We start from the raw sequence: 18,947 nt of genomic DNA, 5'->3' as shown, positions 1-18,947 counted from the left end.
ATGAACAGCACCGCCCAGCCAATCATCACTCCACTCCCCGCCGAGATCTTCAAGGCCTACGATATTCGCGGCATCGTCGGCAAGACGCTGACCAGCGACAACGTCCGCCGCATCGGCCATGGCCTCGGTTCCCTGGCTGCGGAGCGCGGTCAACGCGCGCTTGCCGTCGGCCGCGACGGACGCCTCTCCGGCCCCGAGCTGGCGACAGCGCTGATGGCAGGCATCCGCCTGGCCGGTATCGACACCATCGACATCGGCTGCGTGCCGACACCGGTCGCCTACTTCGCCGCGCACGAGCTGGGCTGCAATAGTTGCGTGGCGGTCACCGGCAGCCACAATCCGCCCGACTACAACGGGCTGAAGATGGTTGTCGGCGGCGAAACCCTGGCCGGCGAAACGATCCAGGGCATCCGGCGGCGCGTCGACGCCGGCGAACTGCGCCATGGGGCGGGCCAGGCCAGCAGCGCCGACGTCCTGCCGGCGTATCTGGCGCGCATCGTCGCCGACATCCGCCTGGCACGACCGATGAAGATCGTCGTCGACTGCGGCAACGGCGTTGCCGGGGTGCTCGCCGCGCCGCTCTTCCGCGCGCTCGGCTGCGAGCTGGTCGAGCTTTTCTGCGCAGTCGATGGCAACTTCCCGAACCACCATCCCGACCCCTCGAAGCCCGAGAATCTGCAGGACGTGATCCGTGCCCTGCGCGACACCGACGCCGAACTCGGCCTCGCTTTCGATGGCGACGGCGACCGCCTCGGCGTGGTCACCAAGGACGGACAAATAATTTACCCGGACCGTCAGCTGATGCTCTTTGCGGCCGACGTCCTCAGCCGCTGCCCGGGACAGCCGATCATCTACGACGTCAAATGCACCCGCCAGCTGGCACCGTGGATTCGCGAACATGGTGGTGAACCGCTGATGTGGAAAACCGGGCACGCACTGGTCAAGGCCAAGCTGAAGGAGACCGGAGCACCACTGGCTGGCGAAATGAGCGGGCACGTGTTCTTCAAGGAACGCTGGTTCGGTTTCGACGACGGTCTCTACGCGGCAGCCCGGCTGCTCGAAATTCTCTCGCGGAGTAGCGACGCCGACGCCGCCAACGCCCTGCTCACGAGCTTGCCGGACAGCAGCTCGACGCCGGAACTGAACATCGCCATGCAGGAAGGCGAACCGCTGGCGCTGATCGAAGAACTGCGTCGCGACGCCCGCTTCACCGACGCACGCGAGATCATCACCATCGACGGCCTGCGCATCGAATACGCCGACGGTTTCGGTCTGGCGCGGCCGTCGAATACCACGCCAGTGGTCGTGCTGCGCTTCGAAGCGGACAGCCAGGCGGCACTCGAACGCATCCAGGCGGATTTCCGCCGCGTCATCCATGCTGCCCGCCCTGGCCTGGCTCTGCCCTTCTGAGAATCCCGCACAAGCGCTGCGCCGGGAGGGAATGCTAAGATGGGCCACCGAGATCAGCGAGACACTGGAATGTACAACGCGGAAGCGCATGCCTGATGAATGATCAATTCCTGCAGAACGCTTTTCTCTTCCGGCAGCCGATCCTGAACCGCAGGCAGGAGCTGGCGGGCTACCAGTTGTCGTTCCAAAGCGGCGAGGAAGTCGGCGATGATGACGCCACCACCCGCCGCGGTGCTGGCGCACCGCTCTGTGCGGCCTATTCCGAACTCGGCATGCGCAGCGCCCTGGGCAATACCAGCGCCTACCTCGGCGTCGATGCCGACTTCCTGCAGCAGGAAGCGATCGAGCTACTGCCACCGCAAGGCGTCGTCCTCGAATTGCTGCTCGATGGCGCACCCACGCAACCGACACTGACACGCTGTCGCGCCCTCGTCGAGCGCGGCTACTCACTGGCATTGAGCAACTACCAGGGCATCGACGATCACAGCCGACCGCTGCTGCCGCTGGTTTCGGTCGTCAAGATCGACCTGCACCATGCTGACCAGGCCCGCCTTGAGGAGCTGGCGGGCTCCCTGCGCCAATTGCCGCTCAAGCTTCTGGCGCAAGCTGTCGACAGCCAGGCGCAGATGGAATGCTGTCGAAACCTCGGCTTTGCCCTCTTCCAGGGGCGCTACTTTGCGCAGGCCGAAATCGTCAGCGGCCGCCGCCTCTCGGCGGCACACGCGAGCTTGATTCGCCTGTGCAACCTGGTCGGCCGTGACGTCGACACGGCCGTCATCGAGGACGCCTTTAAGCACGAGCCGGCGCTGACGCTCAACCTGCTGCGTATCGTCAACTCCGTCGGGCGCCTCGGCAACCGGTCCACGCAACCGGTGACCTCATTGCGACACGCCATCACCCTGCTCGGCAGGCGCCAATTGCAGCGCTGGCTATCGCTGCTGCTGCTGGCGCCTGGCAACAATGGCAACGATTCGCTCGACCCTAGCCGTTCGCCACTACTGCAGGTGGCCGCCCTGCGTGGGCGAATGATGGAGCTGCTGGTCGCCGTCGGCAAACCAAGAGACCACAAACTGTCCGACCTGGCGTTCCTCACCGGCATCCTGTCGATGATGCCCGTAGCGCTCGGCCTGCCCATTGAGGAAATTCTCGAACAGATCGCCGTCGAGCGCGAAGTCAGCAAGGCCCTGCGCCAGCACGAAGGCCTGCTGGGAACCATCCTGGCGCTGCTCGAGTGCTTCGACCACGACGACGCCGCCTGCTGCGACAGCCTGTTGTCCAGGCTGCCCGGCAACTACGACCGCCAGACCCTGAACACCGGCCTGAGCGCCGCGCTGAGCTGGTTGAACGGAAATGACGACTGAACAACGGCTGCCAGGGCCGCCGTGTGCCAGCAGCAACGACCAGCCTGCAGACTTCAAACCCGGCGATTGTTGTCGACCAATCTCTTGACGATACGGCGTAGGAGTTTTTTTGACTCCACACTCAGATGATCTTCGTCGCGATAGGCCAGGAAGAATCTGAGACGATCGGTCCTTGACCAGCCTTCAGCGCAGCGATACAGCGAGTACAAATCGCGTGTCGCGATAATCGACCTGATCGGCCGCCACTTGGCTTTTTCGAGATCGATCAGGCGCACGTCGGCGGCCTCGCCGGGCTCTTCCTTGACGAAGATATGCTTCAGGTACAGGCAGTTATGTTGCAGGCGTGCATCGTGCATCTGACGCAGCGTCTTCGCCACTCGGGCGATCAATGGCCGGCGTCTGCCTTTGGCTAACTGGTCTATTGGTTTGTAGCACGGCGCATCGAAGGGCTGATAGCCTGCAAGCTCCCGGGTAACCACAATTGCGCGCAGCTTTCCGGCAACGGTCTTCTGACAGTAATAGATCGGTTCCAGCGTGGGCACGCCAAGCTTGCGAAAGTTGAGAATATTTCGGAATTCTCGTTCCAAAGTGGCCGTGAGCCGGAAAAGATTTCGCCATGAGCGGAAGAAATGATTTTCCTGACGCTTGATGAAAACCCCGACTTTTCCGCCCTCAGGGAGAGCGATACTTGTTCGGATGACACCGCTCCAGCCACCTCGCCTGTAGTTTGGCGGCTCGAACCATTCATCCTTGTTCAGCTCCCACAGAGCTTCGAAGCTCTCCAGATGGTTGTGCTGCAGGATGGGCAACCAGGCGTCGTTGAAATATTCCTTGAGCACGGTCAGAGCGCCAGTCGGTTCTGATACTGATCGGCCGGACGAACCGAGAGAGCGGCGTCGATCATGTTCTGGCCAGGGTCACTGGCTGGCGCGTCATCACGCCGTTTGCGAGGACTCCAGGTCAGGCGCGGATTGGTTTTCATGGTTTGTTCTTGGCAAGCCCTTGCACGACGGTGTTCTGCCGGCAAAGCCGCTATTGTAGGCCAAGAAGGCGTGCTGCCGGGGCCGCTGGCCCAGCCCGCACGGCCCTGGCTAAGGCTGCACCAATGGCCAAGCTGAGCCGTACCGGCGAACGCCTTCAGAACCCAGTGCGCCGCGCCAACCAGTCACTCACCGCCAACCCGGTTCCAAAATCCCAGGGCTTCAGCTTCTCGGGTGCAATCAGCCGGAACTCGGCAAGCTCTTCGTTGAGGCCGATCTCCCCTTGCCCGACGACATGGTAGGCGATGATCACTTCGTGCTTGCGGGCGAAAGGATAGACGCCGATCAGCGTCGTCGCCAGGGTGTCCAGTGCCAGTTCTTCCTTGACCTCACGTGCGACACCGGCCGCCGGGTCTTCGCCACGCTCGAGAAAACCGGTGATCAGCCCGAACGCCCCTGCGGCCCAGGCCCGGTTACGCGCCAGCACGACCTGTCCCTGATACTCGACCAGGGCCGCCAGCACCGGTGCCGGGTTGTCCCAATGCACAAAGCCACAGCCTGCACCGCAAGCAAGCCGAAGGAGACCGCCCTCCTCGCAGGAATCGAGAGCAGCGGCACAGCAGGGACAGAACTGCCAGGCGTCGGTCACGAGCGACTATGCCGACACTGTAGACAAGGCGCGGACATCGTCCAGAAAGCGATCAACGGTCTCCGGCGCAGTATCCCAGCCGCACATCAGGCGTGCGCCACCGGCACCGATGAAGGTGTAGAAGAGCCAGCCGCGCTCGCGCAGGCCCTGCTCGACGACGCTCGGCAGGTGTACGAAAACGCCATTGGCGTCGACCGGAAAAAGTGTCTGCAAACCAGCGATTTCTGCCAGGCCGCTGGCCAGTCGCCGGGCCATCGCGTTGGCGTGTGCGGCGTGGCGTAACCAGCTGTCGTTTTCGAGAATGCCGAGCCACGGTGCGGAAAGGTAGCGCATCTTCGACGCCAGCTGGCCGGCCTGTTTGCAGCGATAGGCAAAGTCTTCGGCCAGGCGACGGTCGAAGAAAACAACCGCTTCGCCAATCGGCAGCCCCATCTTCGTGCCGCCGAAGCAGAGCACGTCGACCCCCGCGCGCCAGGTCAGCTCGGCCGGCGAAACGCCAAGGCTGGCGACGGCATTGGCAAAACGGGCGCCGTCCATGTGCACCCGCAGACCGAGCTCGCGGGCCGTCGTGGTGATGGCGCGCAATTCGTCGGGACGGTAGACGGTGCCGACTTCGCTGGCCTGGGTCAGGGTCACGACTTTCGGCTTGGGATAATGGATATCGCTGCGCCGGGTCACCGCTTCTTCGATCACCGCCGGCGTCAGCTTGCCCTCTTCACCGGCGAGCGCGAGCAACTTGGCGCCGTTGGAAAAGAATTCCGGGGCGCCGCACTCGTCGGTTTCGACGTGCGCCAACTGGTGGCAAATGACGCTGTGGTAAGACTGGCAAAGTGCGGCGAGCGCCAGCGAATTAGCCGCCGTCCCGTTGAAGACAAAGTACACGTCGCACTCGGTCTCGAACACTTCCCGCAAGCGGTCGGCAGCGCGCAGCGTCCACTGGTCGTCGCCGTAGGAGCGGACATGGCCAGCGTTGGCCGCCAGCAAGGCGGCCAGGGCCTCCGGGCAGATGCCCGCGTAGTTGTCACTGGCGAAGTGCTGCATTGTTGGCTTCGTTATCATTCCGGTTCCAGGTCAGATCCTTGCCCGCGGCTGAATCACAGGCGCTGCTCGACCCATGCCGCCACCGAGGCCAGTGCGGCCGGCAGCTTTTCGGGTTCATTGCCGCCGGCTTGCGCCATGTCCGGCCGACCACCACCTTTGCCGCCGATCTGGCGGGCGACCATATTCACCAGCTCGCCCGCCTTGAGCTTGCCGGTCAGGTCGGCGGTGACCCCGGCGATCAGCGTTACCTTGCCTTCGCTGCTCGAGGCGACAACAACAACGGCGCTCTTCAACTTGTCACGCAACTTGTCGACCGCGGCGCGCAGGGCGTTGACGTCGGCGCCTTCCATGAGCGTCGCGAGAACCTTGACCCCCTTGATATCGACCGCCTGCGTGAGCATGTCGTCGCCTTGCGCGGACGCCAGCTTGGCCTTCAGGCGCGCCAGTTCCTTTTCCAGCGCACGAACATTTTCGAGCACCTGCGCGAGCTTGGCCGGGACCTCGGCGATCGGCGCCTTGAAAGCCGCTGCCGCTTCAGCCAGCATCGCCTGCTGCTGCTGCACCAGCGCCAAGGCGACATCACCGGTAACCGCCTCGACACGCCTGATGCCAGCCGCGACGCCGGTCTCGGAGACGATTTTGAAGAGGCCGATATCGCCCGTGCGGCGAACATGCACACCGCCGCAGAATTCGATCGATGAACCGATCGTCTGCACGCGCACCTGATCGCCGTATTTCTCGCCGAAAAGCATCATCGCCCCCGCTTTGCGAGCCTCGTCGATGGCCATGACGCGCGCCTCGGCAGCAGCATTGCTGAGGATCTCGTCATTGACGAGGCGCTCGACGCGGCGAATCTCGTCGGCACTCAGCGGCGCATTGTGCGCAAAGTCGAACCGTGTCTTCTCCGGGTCCACCAGCGACCCCTTCTGCTGCACGTGCGCGCCAAGCACTTCGCGCAAGGCCTTGTGCATCAAGTGCGTCGCCGAATGGTTGCGCACCGTACGTGCGCGCGCGACGACGTCGACGCGGGCGGCGAGCGTGTCGCCGACGGCGATCGCGCCGGTTCTGACGATCCCCTGATGACCGAAGACAGCGGCCTGTATTTTCTGCGTATCCTCAACGGAGAAAATACCCTGCGTGCCCTGCAGCACGCCGCGGTCGCCGACCTGACCACCCGACTCGGCATAAAACGGCGTCTCGTCGAGGACGACGACGCCCAGTTCGCCTTCCTTGAGCTCATCGACCGGGCTACCGTCCCTGTACAGCGCCAGCACCTGCCCGTTGAAGTCAAGCGCGTCATAACCGTGAAAGGCCGTCTCCGGACCGCTGTAGTCGAGCGCAGCGGCCATCCTGAACTTGCCGGCGGCGCGTGCCTGCTCTTTCTGATGGGCCATCGCCGCATCAAAAGCGGCGACGTCGACGCTGACACCCCGCTCACGGCAGACATCGGCCGTCAGATCGAGGGGGAAACCAAAGGTGTCATGCAACTTGAAGGCGATGGCGCCGTTGAAAACGCCGTCGCCGGCCAAGGCCGCGAGTTCGCTTTCGAGGAGGCTCATACCGTGCTCGATGGTTTCGAAAAAGCGCACCTCTTCCTGGCGCAGGACTTCGCCGACGCGCTCCTGGCTGCTCACCAGTTCGGGGTAAGCGGCGCCCATTTCAGCGACCAGGTCGGGCACCATGCGGTGGAAGAAAGCGGCGCGTGCACCCAGCTTGTAGCCATGCCGAATGGCTCGCCGGATGATCCGCCGCAGGACGTAGCCGCGGCCTTCGTTACCCGGAATGACACCGTCGGCGAGGAGAAAGGAACAGGCGCGAATGTGGTCGGCGAGCACCCGCAGCGATGGGCTGTCGCTATCGGCAGACGCGGTTTCGCGGGCCGCGGCAGCAATCAGGCGGACAAACAGGTCAATCTCGTAGTTGCTGTGCACATGCTGCAGAACCGCCGCCGTCCGTTCGAGCCCCATGCCGGTGTCGACCGATGGCTTCGGCAAGGGGTGCATGACGCCGGCCTCATCGCGGTTGAACTGCATGAAGACGTTGTTCCAGATCTCGATGTAACGGTCACCCTCTTCGTCGGGCGAACCGGGGGGACCACCAGGAATGTCTTCGCCGTGATCGTAAAAAATCTCGGTGCACGGACCACAGGGACCGGTATCGCCCATCATCCAGAAGTTGTCGGAGGCGTAGCGCGGGCCCTTGTTGTCGCCAATGCGGATCACTCGCTCGGCGGGCACGCCGATCTCTTTGGTCCAGATGGCGTAGGCTTCGTCGTCCTCGGCATAGACGGTCACCCACAACCGATCAGCAGGCAGGCCATAAACATCGACGAGCAATTCCCAGGCGTAGCGGATCGCATCCAGCTTGAAGTAATCGCCGAAGGAGAAATTGCCGAGCATTTCGAAAAAAGTATGGTGACGCGCCGTGTAGCCGACATTTTCGAGGTCGTTGTGCTTGCCACCGGCGCGAACGCACTTCTGGGACGTCGTCGCCCGCTGATAGGGACGCTTGTCGAAACCGAGAAAGACGTCCTTGAACTGGTTCATGCCGGCGTTGGTGAACAACAGCGTCGGGTCGTCATGCGGCACCAGCGAGCTCGAAGCGACGATCTGATGGCCTTTCGATGCAAAGAACTTGAGGAACTTCTCGCGAATTTCGGCGCTGCTGATGGGGGGGCTTTTCATCGTCGTCCATACCCGCTCGGGGTCGTTCAAAAAGCTGCGATTTTAACGTGAAAGCCGCAGCCACCACCGGCCAATGCCTGGCAGTCGCCCGGCGCAGCCCGGCTCAGCTGTCGCGCAGGCAGTCGATGCGATCGCTGAACACCGCTATCACGCCACGTCGAAAAAGTGCTTCGGCGGCAAGCGGCTCGTTGACCGTATAGCAGAGCACAGGTATGCCGTTGGCCCGAGCGCTGCCGAGTACGCTGTCGTCAAGGCGCTCGGCATCACAATGCAGACTCAGCGCCGCGACACGATTGATGCGCATCAGCCAATCCACCGGCGGAGCTTCGTAGAGCGCGCCGAGCGGCAGTTCGGGCGCCGCCGCACGCGCCGCCAGCAACGCCTCTTCCGAAAACGAAGAAACCAGCGGCAACTCCGCGCCAGCCCAAAGCTCATTGACCTGCCGGGCAACGACCTCGCCGGTCAGCGCCTCAAAACCGACTGCGGGCTTGATTTCGACATTGACCATCAGCCCCAGCTGCCGACAGAGCAAGGCCGCCGATTCGAGCGTGGGAATCGGCTCGCCCAGAAAAGCCGGGTGCTGATGAGCGCCCACGTCGAGGGTCCGCAAGCTCGCATCGTGCGTCTCGCAGACCCGCCCGAAACCATTGCTGGTGCGCTCGAGCGCTTCGTCGTGTAGCAGCCACGGCGAGCCGTCGGCCGACAGCATGACATCGAACTCGACTGCCTGCACGCCCATGCGGGCAGCGATACGCAGGCCAGCCAGAGTGTTCTCCGGCGCCAGCGCACCGCCGCAGCGGTGCGCGAAAACGCGCGGCAGTGCCCAGCCGAGCCGCGGACGAATCACTTCAACAACTGTGCCTTGAGCGCCGCCGGCAGTGCCTCATTGCCACGTTCGACGGCATTATCGAGCGCCTCCTTGGCCGGCTTCCGACCATCCCAGGCCGCTTCCAGCTCTTCCTCGACGATGACCCGCACCGGTTCGATCTGCGAAACACGCAGCGGGTACAAAGAGCCCTTGCCTTGCAACTGCAGGTAGGCGACGTCGAGATTGGCAACGTCGGCCTGTAAAAGCTTACTATTGGCAGCCGCACGGGCCACCGGAGTCATCGGCAGAAAGCCTTCCAGAGCGGTGAACTCGACCTGCAGATCCGGTTCCAGCAGGAAGCTGATAAACATGGCTACGCCCTTGTACTCGTCGGCATTCTTGCCGGCACCGATCCACAGCGAAGCACCGTCGGCCAGCGTCTGCTGCGGCGAGCCTTGCACATCATCGTGATAGGGCAGCGCCGAAACACCGGTCTCGACCTGGCGGTCATCGCGCAGCGCGCCGTAGAGTGAAGAGGTACTGGTCAGCATGCCACACTCGCCTGCCGCAAAACGCCGATCAGCCTCGTCACGACGACCGAAATAGGCGAAGAATTTGGCCTTCGACCAGGTTGTCAGCATCGCCGTGTGCTTGACCTGAACCAGGCCGTTGAAGTCCAGCTTGCCCTTTGCATCGGCAATCTCGCCACCATTCCAGGCGCTCAGATTATCGATATGCACCCATGCCGGCCAGGACGTGGTGTAAGGGCAGGCGCTGCCGGAATCGAACAGCTTGTCGGCGGCTTTCTGTGTCTCGGCCCAGGTCTTCGGCGGCTTTTCGGGGTCCAGGCCAGCCTTGCGGAAAGCGGCCTTGTTGATGTAGAGAACTGGCGTGGACAAGGCCACCGGCAAAGCAAACAAATTACCCTTGGCATCGTCAAGGCCAACACGCAAGTCAGGGGACAGCTTGCGGCTGTCGAAAGGCTGTTTGGCCTGCTTCATCACCTGGTAGAGGGGCTTGAAATCGGCCTTGCTGGCTTGAAATTTTGCCTGTTCTTCGCGGGTGACCAGATTGATGTGTTTCGGCGCGTCACCGTCGACGCGACGCGTGATGTTGAGCTGATAGTCTTTCTGCCGCTCATTGAAACGTGCGACGAATTTCTCGAGTCGTTCGCCCTGTCCTTCATCAAGGCGGTGTGAGAGATCAATGGGTATCGGTGCCGCGGACACCGAGAAGGCAAGCGGGGCAGCAAGAACGATTGCCACTGCAGACGGGAGAAATTTGAGTAGGCGCATTTCGATCCTGAAAGTAAGTGAAACAGCCCGTCATTATAGCCGCAGCTTGCAGCAAGCGAAGGGGGTTCATTTCAGTTGGCGGATACGGTCGCCGCCGTCCTCCAGGCCTTGTTAGTTTTCAACAATGGCGTGCACGTTCGAAACGCGACCCATCTCATTTGCCGTTCAGCGTGCAGCAAGAGAAGTGAGGCCTCTTGTCTTCCAAGCTCAGAAAGTCCGCTAGTATGGTCAACGGTAGCAAATTGTCCCCTGGTCACTATCGAGGAAAAAGTTATGGCGACTGTAGATCTGAAGCTGAACCTTCCGGACAGTGTCGTCTTGGAGGCAAAGCGGGCGGGGCTGCTCACCGATCAAGCCATTGGACGCCTGATCGAGGAGGCAGTACGACGGGAGGCCGGCAGGCGCTTGCTCGAAGCGATGAGTCGTCTGCGCGAGGCCAACGTCCCTCCTCTCACTGAAGACGAGATCGCCGCGGAAGTTGCGGCCGTGCGCGTCCAGCGAAAAGCAGCGAATGCGACGGGTCACTGAAACCAACGTCGTGGTGTCAGGACTATTGTGGCTGGGCAATCCCGGACGCTTGCTGGAAGCCGCCGCCCTCCGCCAGGTCACGCTTTACACCAGCCCGGCATGGGTGGCAGAACTGAGCACGACCCTGAGCACGCCGAAACTCGCTCGTCCGATCGTGCGCAGCGGGCTGACCTTGGGCGATCCACTCGAAAGCTACCTGGATGTAGCCATAGTGGTGCAACCGCTTGCCGTGCCGCGCGTGGTGCCCGACGACGCCGACGATGACGAGGTCCTTGCCTGCGCGCTTGCCGCCAACGCCGACCTGATCGTTTCCGGAGACAGGCATCTGCTCGATTTGGGCACCGAATACCATGGCATCCGAATCGTCACACCTTCCCAGGCCGTCCAACTGATCGACAGACAGGTAGACGGAGGCCGAGTGACGACCGACGTCTAATTCGTCGACCGCGGATGGCGAATATCCAGCACCAGCGAAGCGATTCGACAGCTGGAATCGGATAGCTCCGCAGCCTGCCCTGCCAAACACGCCTGCAGAGCTTCCCGATTCACGCCTTTTTTGCGAAACGCTTGCCGTCTGTCGTCGTCGCGAGACCAGAAGTCGCAGTCAACGTAGCCGACCAAGTAAATGCCCTGCCGCCAGGCATGCGGTTGCAGGTAGCGCTCCTTGAGCTGCGTACGCATGTTCGTCAACAAGTCTCTGTTCCAACAACCCTTGCTTTCGATGATCACCACGGTCGACGAGCCGTCCTCCGTGCGTGCTTCCACTTTCAGGTCCGTGCGTTCGCCGATACCGCTTTCTCTGGCGTTGAGTACCTGCACCTCGCGATCAATGACCGCGCCGGGGAGATCTCGTCGCAAATGATGCAAGACGAAGTCGGAGAAGCGGTCCTCGCTCTTCGGCCTTCCCGAGCGTCCATCTTTCCCCACGTTCCAGAGAAAAGGGGCCAGCGGCGTATCGCCCTGCAACAGGTGCTGAAGCCGTTCCAGCGAGGCGATCACCGCCTCGCTCAACTCAGCCGCATCGCGAACGAAACGCTTGTCCGTCTGTTGAACGAAAGCGATCAGCTTTCGCGGGCAAAGTGGACGCCACTCCTTTTCACGTCGAGCCGCGCGAGCCGCGTGCAGTCGCTCGCGCCAAGCCGGCTGACCGGGAAATCGATCTGCCAGGCGCTCGATGGCCTCAATCGCCTGAATCGTACCAAACGCCACCAGGCGACGGATGCAGGCCTCGCGCAAGTCGGCGAGGTCGTCGCGAGGACTTGGCGTATAAGCCTGTCCAGAACGATGGACCCGATCACCCGCTGCCGAAAAACGCTCCTCCAGCCAGCCATAGAATTCGCTCAAGTCGGCTTCCTGAAACACCGCCCAGCAAGCGTCGTCCCAGTTCAATGAACGGACCAGGTGCGTCCAGAGAGCGACGCCGTACACGGGGTACGATCGCGTGCGTGTCCACAAGGTGGGCCAGGCGGCACTCGGCACACGCTTCATCAGCAACAGGGCCATCTCAAGCGAGTGATGCCATAGCGCATCGTCCGGACGTTCCACGGCACCCCTAAACTCGTCGAGCGCCAGCGACACGGCGTCGGCTTCGTGCTGATCGAGCAACACCATCAAGAAAGCCCGACGCTGAGCGGGGTCGGTCAGCGACCGCAAGTGCCGGCGAACAAGTTCGGCGCAATCTGCAGACCAGATCGCTTGCAAATCATCCAGTCCGCTCAAGCATGAGCGTCCGGCAGCGATTTCGTGGGTCAGTTTGCGGCCGATTTCCGCCAGCGCCACATCGGGACACTTCTGGCAAGCGATCTGCAGGAGCATTCCGCGGCTGTCGTCACCGTGATCACAGGGAAAAAACACAAGCCCGGGAATCCAGACCACCCATCGTTCGGCCGTCGCCTCCTGCAAAACATTTGGCCGCTGATGCGCCAGCAGAGTGAGGGCAAGCCAGAGGCCAACGTCGGGCCTGGAGCCGGGTTCACCCGGTACGCCCAAATCAATTTCGGGCATAGGGGTCTCCGTCGCCCACGCTGCGGCGCAGTCGACGATTCGTTCTTGCTCCTCTCGGCTGGAGCGCAGCCAACCTGGCGTCTTCGGAATCCGGCACCACCCATACGGGTACTCCAGCGCGTCATCCGCCAGGCCAAGATCCGGCCAGAGGCGCATCCAGGCCCCGATGTAACCGGCGACGAAATCTGCCAAGTCGGCCGCCACTCTGGCTGCAGGCGAGGGGTCCAGCCCCTCGGGGCTGGAGCTTTCAAAGCTCACCCGCCGCTGGTAGAGGTCACGGGCACGCCTTTCGGCCTCGCTACCGAAGTAGATCGGCTCCATGAAGACAGCTAGAAAATCAGCCAATGGCGAAAACGCGTTGCGTGCGTCGCGGCAAGCGACGTCGACTAGACTGTCGCTCCAGTGGCCAAAGATATCTGGAGAGAAGAGATTCTGTATGCAATGAGTCAGTCGTGATTTTTGCCGGTCGTCATCCGCATGCTCGTACTGATCCACCAACCACGGCAAATCTTCCTCGAACAATAGGCGATCTTTGGTCAAAACCAGCTCGACCAAATCGCTCTCGGGCTGGTCAGCCAGAGGCAAGATGGCGAGAAGCAAACGCCTCCTCTTCTCGCAGTCCGTCGCGAAAGGATGCGGAGCGTCCGTGCCCTTGTGGCTACGCTCGAAAATCCCCACGTAGCGCTTCAGGCATCGCCAGACGACATGGGAAAAAACGTGCATTACGCCGGGATCATCCAACAGCTCCCAGGCGCGAGCGGCAATAGCGTAGGCCAGGCGATTGCTGTCAAGGTCAACATGAGACGGCACGGTCTCCCGCAGCCAATTCAGGGCAATTACAATATCGATCGCGCTGAAACGATCGAGTAGTTCGTCAGCAGCGTAACGGTATCCGCCCAGGCATTGCCAACTGCCTGTCACGTGACGGGCCTCAAATAGCTCTTCCGTACTCACGTGATCGGGCCATAGGCGCGTCAAAAGGATGGACTGCAGCTCGTCTGTAGCCGCCGGGCCGACAGCCAATGGCCGTAAGCGCGCTAGCTGCCCTGGAGAGCCATGGTTTGCAACCAGGCGAGCCGAGGCATGGCGAATGCGGGCGGTTTCTTCGACAGCCAACGCCAAATCTGCTGCCAGATCGGCGAGCTGCGTTACTTTGCAGGCCAGTGCGATCGCCAGCGCGGCGGCTCGAAACTCGACTGGCAAGCCGCGATCGGCAATCCACGGACGCAACTGATCTGCGAGACCAGCGTAAGCGAGCTTGGCGAAATTCCGCCGACTTTCCCATCGCCAGACAGTCGGTTCCTCCTCCTGAACAGCAGCCAGGAGGCCGCCCACCAGCTTCTCTTTTCTCGCCCCATCAAGCGCGGTGAGATCGCTCCTCAAGAGGAGTGCCGGTTCGGTAATCGCCAAGGCGTCGAAAACGGGCAATGACAGGCTCGCCAACCAGGCGGCCAGTTCGGACAGTCGCGGCGGGATACGACGGTCTTCAGCCCAGCGCAACAGGGAAAGCAATCGGTCCGCGTCCTTGACTCGTTCCGCGAGGTAAGCGGCAGCCAGATACTCGGCCCAGCTCTGGTGCCCAAAGCCGAGTCGCTGGCTACCTCGCGCGGAGAATAACGAGGTGTTCAGCACTTCGTAGAGGACATTGCGATCGATGGCGAACGTCAAGCCGTCCGCACGCTCGCCATCGCCGTAGACATCCTCCGGGGAGAGGTCATCATCGGCGATATCGAGCCCATTTCCCAACCAGAGCGACTGCCGGCTTCCCAGCAGCAGCATGGCGGCTATCCGGCCCGCCACTGCCAGGCGTTGACCGGCACTTAGATCCCCACGACATCCTGCTTGGAGACGGCTGCCAGCGAGTTCGTCCGCCAGCAGGGTACATCCGTCGCGGAAAATCCCGGCTCTCGCGTCAGGCAGGCTGCCCTTGCTGCTGTAGATGCGCAAGAGCATGCGCAAGGTGTTGGGCAAAGCAGCGAAACCCTCAATGTCCCGCCCATCCACCTGCGTCAGAAACTCAGACGGATCGACGTGATAATCTCGCGCCGCCTGCTCGACGTCTTTTCGCCTCAAGAAGACCAGTTCCCAAACAAGAGGACTGTCGGCCCTGGCCTCCGAAGCGTCCCCTTGGCTCGCGGTCTGCCGCGGTACAGGCTCGTGGCTCTCAGCGCCCCTCGCCCAAATGCGGCCCAATTCGTCCTCGGCACCCCACGGCCACTCACTGGTTCGGCAACTCAGGCGCAAACATAGTCGTTCCGTAGGCAGGCGAGCAAGTTCCCGCATCAGAATGCGGACCACATTGGGCATAGGCAGCGTCAGGCGGCACTCGTCCAGGCTGTCCAGGAGAAGGAAGAGCCGGCCGTCTCCCCGGCGCCAATTCTCTACTTCCTGCGCCTCAAAAACGGTCGATACGACGTTGGATGCGGTGCAATCCTCAAGCCGCACGCGATGAACGCGCTCTCCCGCAGCGCGCAACTGTCGAAACTCGTCTTCCAGGGTTGTCGACTTGCCGCATCCCGGCTCGCCCAAGAGGACCAGGATCGGTCTATCGCGCAGAGAATCCAGCCGCCGCAAGGCCGGATTGTAATGACAGCCGAAAGTGTCCTCGGGGTCGGGGAGAAAACCGTCAGCTTCGAGAGTCAGAGTTTCGGCTAGCGGCAGCCAGTATCGCGGCCACTCATGGTGAATATCTTTTGTCACGAAGGAATCCACTCCCCCAAAAGGAAACGCCGCCGTACTTCACGTGCGGCGGCGTCATTGTAGGGCTGGAGGAGAAGCCTCGTTACTTCTTTTTCATCGCCGGCAGGTCAGTACACACGCCCTCATAAACTTCGGCCGCCATGCCCACCGACTCGCCCAGGGTCGGGTGCGGGTGGATGGTGTGGCCGATGTCGGCGGCGTCGCAGCCCATTTCTACCGCCAGGCAGACTTCGCCGATCAGGTCGCCGGCGTGGGTGCCGACGATGCCGCCGCCGATTACCCGGTGCGTCGCTTCGTCGAAGATCAGCTTGGTGAAACCTTCTTCGCGACCGTTGGCCAGTGCGCGCCCCGATGCCGCCCAGGGAAAGACGCTCTTGCCATACTTGATGCCTTCGGCGCGGCACTGATCTTCGGTCTTGCCGGCCCAAGCGATTTCCGGATCGGTGTAGGCCACCGAGGGAATCTGCAGGGCATCGAAACAGCGCTTGCTGCCGTGTGCGGCTTCGGCAGCGACGTGCGCCTCATGCACCGCCTTGTGGGCGAGCATCGGCTGGCCGACGAGATCGCCGATGGCGAAGACGTGCGCCACATTGGTCCGCAACTGCGCATCAACCGCGATGAAGCCGCGATCGCTGACTGCGACGCCGGCCTTGTCGGCCGCCAGCTTGCCGCCATTCGGCGAACGACCGACAGCGACCAGCACCAGGTCGAAGCTCTCCTTCTCGTCATTGCTGTACGTGACCTCGATGCCGTCGGCGCTGGCCGCAGCGGCGACGACGCCGGTGTTGAGCAGGATGCGGTCGAAGCGATGGCCGTTCTTCTTCTCCCAGACCTTGACCAGATCGCGGTCAGCACCGGGCATGACGATCGGCCCGAGTTCGACGACCGTGATGCGCGAACCGAGCGCTGAGTAGACGGTGGCCATTTCCAGGCCGATGATGCCGGCGCCGACGACCAGCATGCGTTTCGGGATCTGACGCAGTTCGAGGGCACCGGTGGAGTCGACCACGCGCGGATCGTCATTGGGCATGAACGGCAGCGCAATCGGTTGCGAACCTGCAGCGATGATCGCTTTCTGGAACTTGACGATCTTCTTGCCGCCGTCGGCAAGCGTCACTTCGACATGGTTGGGATCGAGAAACTGCCCGACCCCTTGCACGACTTCGACCTTGCGCCCTTTGGCCATGCCGGCAAGACCGCCGGTCAGCTTGCCGACGACCTTGTCCTTGTGCGCGCGCAATTTATCGAGGTCGACGCTGGGAGCGGCGAAGCTGACCCCGCAGTCGGCCATGTGCTGCGCCTCCTCCATGACCCCGGCGATGTGCAGCAGCGCCTTCGAGGGAATGCAGCCGACGTTCAGACAGACGCCGCCGAGCGTTGCGTAACGCTCGACGAGTACCGTCTTCATGCCCAGGTCAGCGCTGCGGAAAGCGGCTGAATAGCCGCCGGGTCCGGCACCGAGAACGAGCATCTCGCACTCGATGTCGGCGCTGCCGCTGATCGCTGCTGCGGCCTGCGGTGCCGGAGCGGCAGTTGCCGCCGGCGCTGCGGCGGCGGCAGCCGGTGCCGCGGCTGCCGAGGCCGGCACGGCGTCGCTGGTTTCGATCAGAACCACCACCGCGCCCTCGGAGATCTTGTCCCCCAGCTTCACTTTCACTTCCTTGACGACGCCAGCGACGCTGCTCGGAACATCCATCGTCGCCTTGTCGGATTCGAGGGTGACCAAGGCGTCGTCGAGCTTGATGGTATCGCCAACCGCAACGCAGACGTCGATGACCGGCACGTCCTGGTAGTCGCCGATGTCGGGCACTTTTACTTCAATGATCTGGCTCATGGTCTTCTCCCGATCAAAGCAGCACGCGTCGCATGTCGGCGAGCAACTGGGCAAGGTAAACGTTGAAGCGAGTGGCCAGTGCGCCATCGATCACACGGTGGTCGGCGCTCAGCGACATCGGCAGGATCAGCCGCGGTGCGAACTCGCGGCCGTTCCAGACCGGTTTCATCACCGACTTGTTGACCCCCAGAATGGCCACTTCCGGCGCATTGACGATCGGCGAGAAATAGGTACCGCCGATGCCGCCCAGGCTGGAGATGGTGAAGCAGGCGCCGGACATGTCGGCCGGACCGAGCTTGCCGTCGCGCGCCTTCCTCGCCAGTTCGCCGCTCTCGATGACGATCTCCGTCACCGATTTCTGGTCGGCGTTCTTGACCACCGGTACGACCAGGCCGTTCGGCGTGTCGGCGGCGAAAGCAATATTGAAATACTGCTTCATTATCAGATTGTCGCCGTCCAGAGAGCTGTTGAACGCCGGGAACTTCTTCAGCGCCATGACGCTGGCCTTGATCAGGAAGGCGAGCATGGTGATCTTTGTCCCTGACTTCTCATTCTCCTTGTTCATCGCCACGCGAAAGGCTTCGAGGTCGGTGATGTCGGCGTCTTCGTGATAGGTCACGGCCGGGATCATCACCCAGTTGCGTGCCAGATTCTGTGCCGAAATCTTCGCGATCCGCGACAGAGGCTTGACTTCGACAGCGCCGAATTTGGCGAAGTTGACTTTTGGCCAGGGCAGCAGATCGAGACCACCGCCCAGCGCAGCAGCGGCGGCAGCCGAAGCTGCCGGCCCAGCGCTCAAGACGCCCTTGACGTAGGCGCTGACGTCTTCCTTGAGGATCCGTGACTTGGGGCCACTCGGAGTGACCTTGGACAGGTCGACACCGAGCTCACGGGCCAACAGACGGACAGAAGGACTGGCGTGGGTCTTGGCGCCGAGGGCCAGACCAGCGGCTGGCGGCACAACGGCCGCTGCCGACGGCGGGCTGGCGGCTGCGGCCGCGGCCGCAGCCGGGGCACTCGCTGGCGCACTCGCCGCAGTGGCGGCAACGGCAGCAAGCGAAGCGCCGCCCGCGCCCTCGAGAACGACGACCACCGCACCAGCGGAAATCTTGTCGCCGAGCTTGACCTTGATCTCCTTGACCACGCCGGCCGCCGATGACGGCACGTCCATGGTCGCCTTGTCCGACTCAAGCGTCACCAGCGCATCGTCGAGCTTGACCGTGTCACCGACCTTGACGCAGATGTCGATCACCGGCACATCGCTGTAGTCCCCAATATCGGGGACGCTGACCTCGACCACTGCTCCGCCAGCGGCTGCCGGAGCAGCTGCCGGGGTGGCGACTGGAGCAGCGACTGGAGCGCCGGCAGCTGCAGCCACCGGCGCGGCTGCGGCAGTTTCGCCGGCCGCTTCGAGAACGACGACCACCGCGCCTTCCGAGATTTTGTCACCCAGCTTGACGCGCACTTCCTTGACCACCCCGGCCGCCGAAGACGGCACGTCCATCGTCGCCTTGTCGGATTCCAGGGTCACCAGAGCGTCATCGACCTTGACGACGTCACCAGCCTTGACACAGATGTCGATCACCGGCACGTCGCTGTAGTCACCGATATCAGGGACTTTTACTTCGATCATTTGACTCATCAGAGGGCTCC

14 protein-coding genes are annotated in these 18,947 nt (G+C 62.5%); 4 read left to right on the top strand and 10 right to left on the bottom strand.

The window, feature by feature from the left end:
• Positions 1-1,410 carry a phosphomannomutase/phosphoglucomutase gene (locus tag V5B40_RS19665; protein ID WP_434735891.1) on the top strand — a complete coding sequence of 470 codons (1,410 nt, stop codon included), beginning with the start codon at positions 1-3 and terminating at the stop codon, positions 1,408-1,410.
• 95 nt (positions 1,411-1,505) lie between these two features.
• Positions 1,506-2,771, top strand: coding sequence for an EAL and HDOD domain-containing protein (locus V5B40_RS19660; protein ID WP_332356083.1), 1,266 nt, complete (start codon positions 1,506-1,508; stop codon positions 2,769-2,771).
• A 53-nt stretch (positions 2,772-2,824) separates the two neighbouring features.
• Here V5B40_RS19660 and V5B40_RS19655 read toward each other — a convergent pair whose 3' ends face one another.
• The 7 genes from V5B40_RS19655 to V5B40_RS19625 form a co-directional block, all read right to left on the bottom strand.
• On the bottom strand, positions 2,825-3,610 hold the full coding sequence (locus V5B40_RS19655; protein ID WP_332356082.1) for a lipopolysaccharide kinase InaA family protein: 786 nt from the start codon (positions 3,608-3,610) through the stop codon (positions 2,825-2,827).
• A gap of 2 nt (positions 3,611-3,612) precedes the next feature.
• Positions 3,613-3,753, bottom strand: coding sequence for a hypothetical protein (locus V5B40_RS19650; RefSeq protein ID WP_332356081.1), 141 nt, complete (start codon positions 3,751-3,753; stop codon positions 3,613-3,615).
• Positions 3,754-3,908: 155 nt separating this feature from the next.
• Positions 3,909-4,400, bottom strand: coding sequence for an NUDIX domain-containing protein (locus V5B40_RS19645; RefSeq protein WP_332356080.1), 492 nt, complete (start codon positions 4,398-4,400; stop codon positions 3,909-3,911).
• A 6-nt stretch (positions 4,401-4,406) separates the two neighbouring features.
• Positions 4,407-5,441: a threonine aldolase family protein gene (locus V5B40_RS19640; protein ID WP_332356079.1), complete on the bottom strand. Its 1,035-nt coding sequence runs from the start codon at positions 5,439-5,441 to the stop codon at positions 4,407-4,409.
• A 53-nt stretch (positions 5,442-5,494) separates the two neighbouring features.
• Positions 5,495-8,110, bottom strand: a complete 2,616-nt coding sequence (alaS, locus tag V5B40_RS19635) for an alanine--tRNA ligase (protein ID WP_332356098.1) — start codon at positions 8,108-8,110, stop codon at positions 5,495-5,497.
• A gap of 118 nt (positions 8,111-8,228) precedes the next feature.
• Entirely contained in the window at positions 8,229-8,972 is a 744-nt protein-coding gene (ugpQ, locus tag V5B40_RS19630) for a glycerophosphodiester phosphodiesterase (RefSeq protein ID WP_332356078.1), read from the bottom strand.
• A complete protein-coding gene (locus V5B40_RS19625) occupies positions 8,969-10,228 on the bottom strand; it encodes an extracellular solute-binding protein (RefSeq protein ID WP_332356077.1) in 1,260 nt (419 codons plus the stop codon). Before V5B40_RS19625 ends, ugpQ begins: the two co-directional genes overlap by 4 nt.
• A gap of 273 nt (positions 10,229-10,501) precedes the next feature.
• Between V5B40_RS19625 and V5B40_RS19620 the strand changes: the two genes are divergently transcribed.
• Together V5B40_RS19620 and V5B40_RS19615 are read left to right on the top strand one after the other, a co-directional pair.
• Positions 10,502-10,756, top strand: a complete 255-nt coding sequence (locus V5B40_RS19620) for a hypothetical protein (RefSeq protein ID WP_332356076.1) — start codon at positions 10,502-10,504, stop codon at positions 10,754-10,756.
• Positions 10,740-11,192, top strand: coding sequence for a putative toxin-antitoxin system toxin component, PIN family (locus tag V5B40_RS19615; RefSeq protein WP_291997536.1), 453 nt, complete (start codon positions 10,740-10,742; stop codon positions 11,190-11,192). The genes V5B40_RS19620 and V5B40_RS19615 overlap by 17 nt, the downstream gene beginning before the upstream one ends.
• Here V5B40_RS19615 and V5B40_RS19610 read toward each other — a convergent pair.
• From V5B40_RS19610 to aceF, 3 genes are all read right to left on the bottom strand, one after another.
• On the bottom strand, positions 11,189-15,460 hold the full coding sequence (locus V5B40_RS19610; protein ID WP_332356075.1) for a hypothetical protein: 4,272 nt from the start codon (positions 15,458-15,460) through the stop codon (positions 11,189-11,191). The genes V5B40_RS19615 and V5B40_RS19610 overlap by 4 nt on opposite strands.
• 82 nt (positions 15,461-15,542) lie before the next feature.
• A complete protein-coding gene (lpdA, locus tag V5B40_RS19605; protein WP_332356074.1) occupies positions 15,543-17,294 on the bottom strand; it encodes a dihydrolipoyl dehydrogenase in 1,752 nt (583 codons plus the stop codon).
• A gap of 13 nt (positions 17,295-17,307) precedes the next feature.
• Positions 17,308-18,936, bottom strand: coding sequence for a dihydrolipoyllysine-residue acetyltransferase (gene aceF / locus V5B40_RS19600; RefSeq protein WP_332356073.1), 1,629 nt, complete (start codon positions 18,934-18,936; stop codon positions 17,308-17,310).
• Positions 18,937-18,947: the final 11 nt, after the last annotated feature.

The sequence above is a fragment of the Candidatus Accumulibacter meliphilus genome, assembly GCF_036625345.1.
Taxonomy (GTDB): domain Bacteria; phylum Pseudomonadota; class Gammaproteobacteria; order Burkholderiales; family Rhodocyclaceae; genus Accumulibacter; species Accumulibacter meliphilus.
The sequence above is the reverse complement of the archived record's forward strand: the minus strand, read 5'-3'. Positions and strand labels throughout refer to the sequence as shown.

Bases quoted from the DNA above. Each gene is read 5' to 3' on its own strand.
- V5B40_RS19620 (WP_332356076.1), top strand. From the start codon at position 10,502: ATGGCGACTGTAGATCTGAAGCTGAACCTTCCGGACAGTGTCGTCTTG.
- V5B40_RS19665 (WP_434735891.1), top strand. From the start codon at position 1: ATGAACAGCACCGCCCAGCCAATCATCACTCCACTCCCCGCCGAGATC.
- V5B40_RS19615 (WP_291997536.1), top strand. From the start codon at position 10,740: ATGCGACGGGTCACTGAAACCAACGTCGTGGTGTCAGGACTATTGTGG.
- aceF (WP_332356073.1), bottom strand. From the start codon at position 18,936: ATGAGTCAAATGATCGAAGTAAAAGTCCCTGATATCGGTGACTACAGC.
- V5B40_RS19640 (WP_332356079.1), bottom strand. From the start codon at position 5,441: ATGCAGCACTTCGCCAGTGACAACTACGCGGGCATCTGCCCGGAGGCC.
- V5B40_RS19625 (WP_332356077.1), bottom strand. From the start codon at position 10,228: ATGCGCCTACTCAAATTTCTCCCGTCTGCAGTGGCAATCGTTCTTGCT.
- V5B40_RS19660 (WP_332356083.1), top strand. From the start codon at position 1,506: ATGAATGATCAATTCCTGCAGAACGCTTTTCTCTTCCGGCAGCCGATC.
- V5B40_RS19650 (WP_332356081.1), bottom strand. From the start codon at position 3,753: ATGAAAACCAATCCGCGCCTGACCTGGAGTCCTCGCAAACGGCGTGAT.
- lpdA (WP_332356074.1), bottom strand. From the start codon at position 17,294: ATGAGCCAGATCATTGAAGTAAAAGTGCCCGACATCGGCGACTACCAG.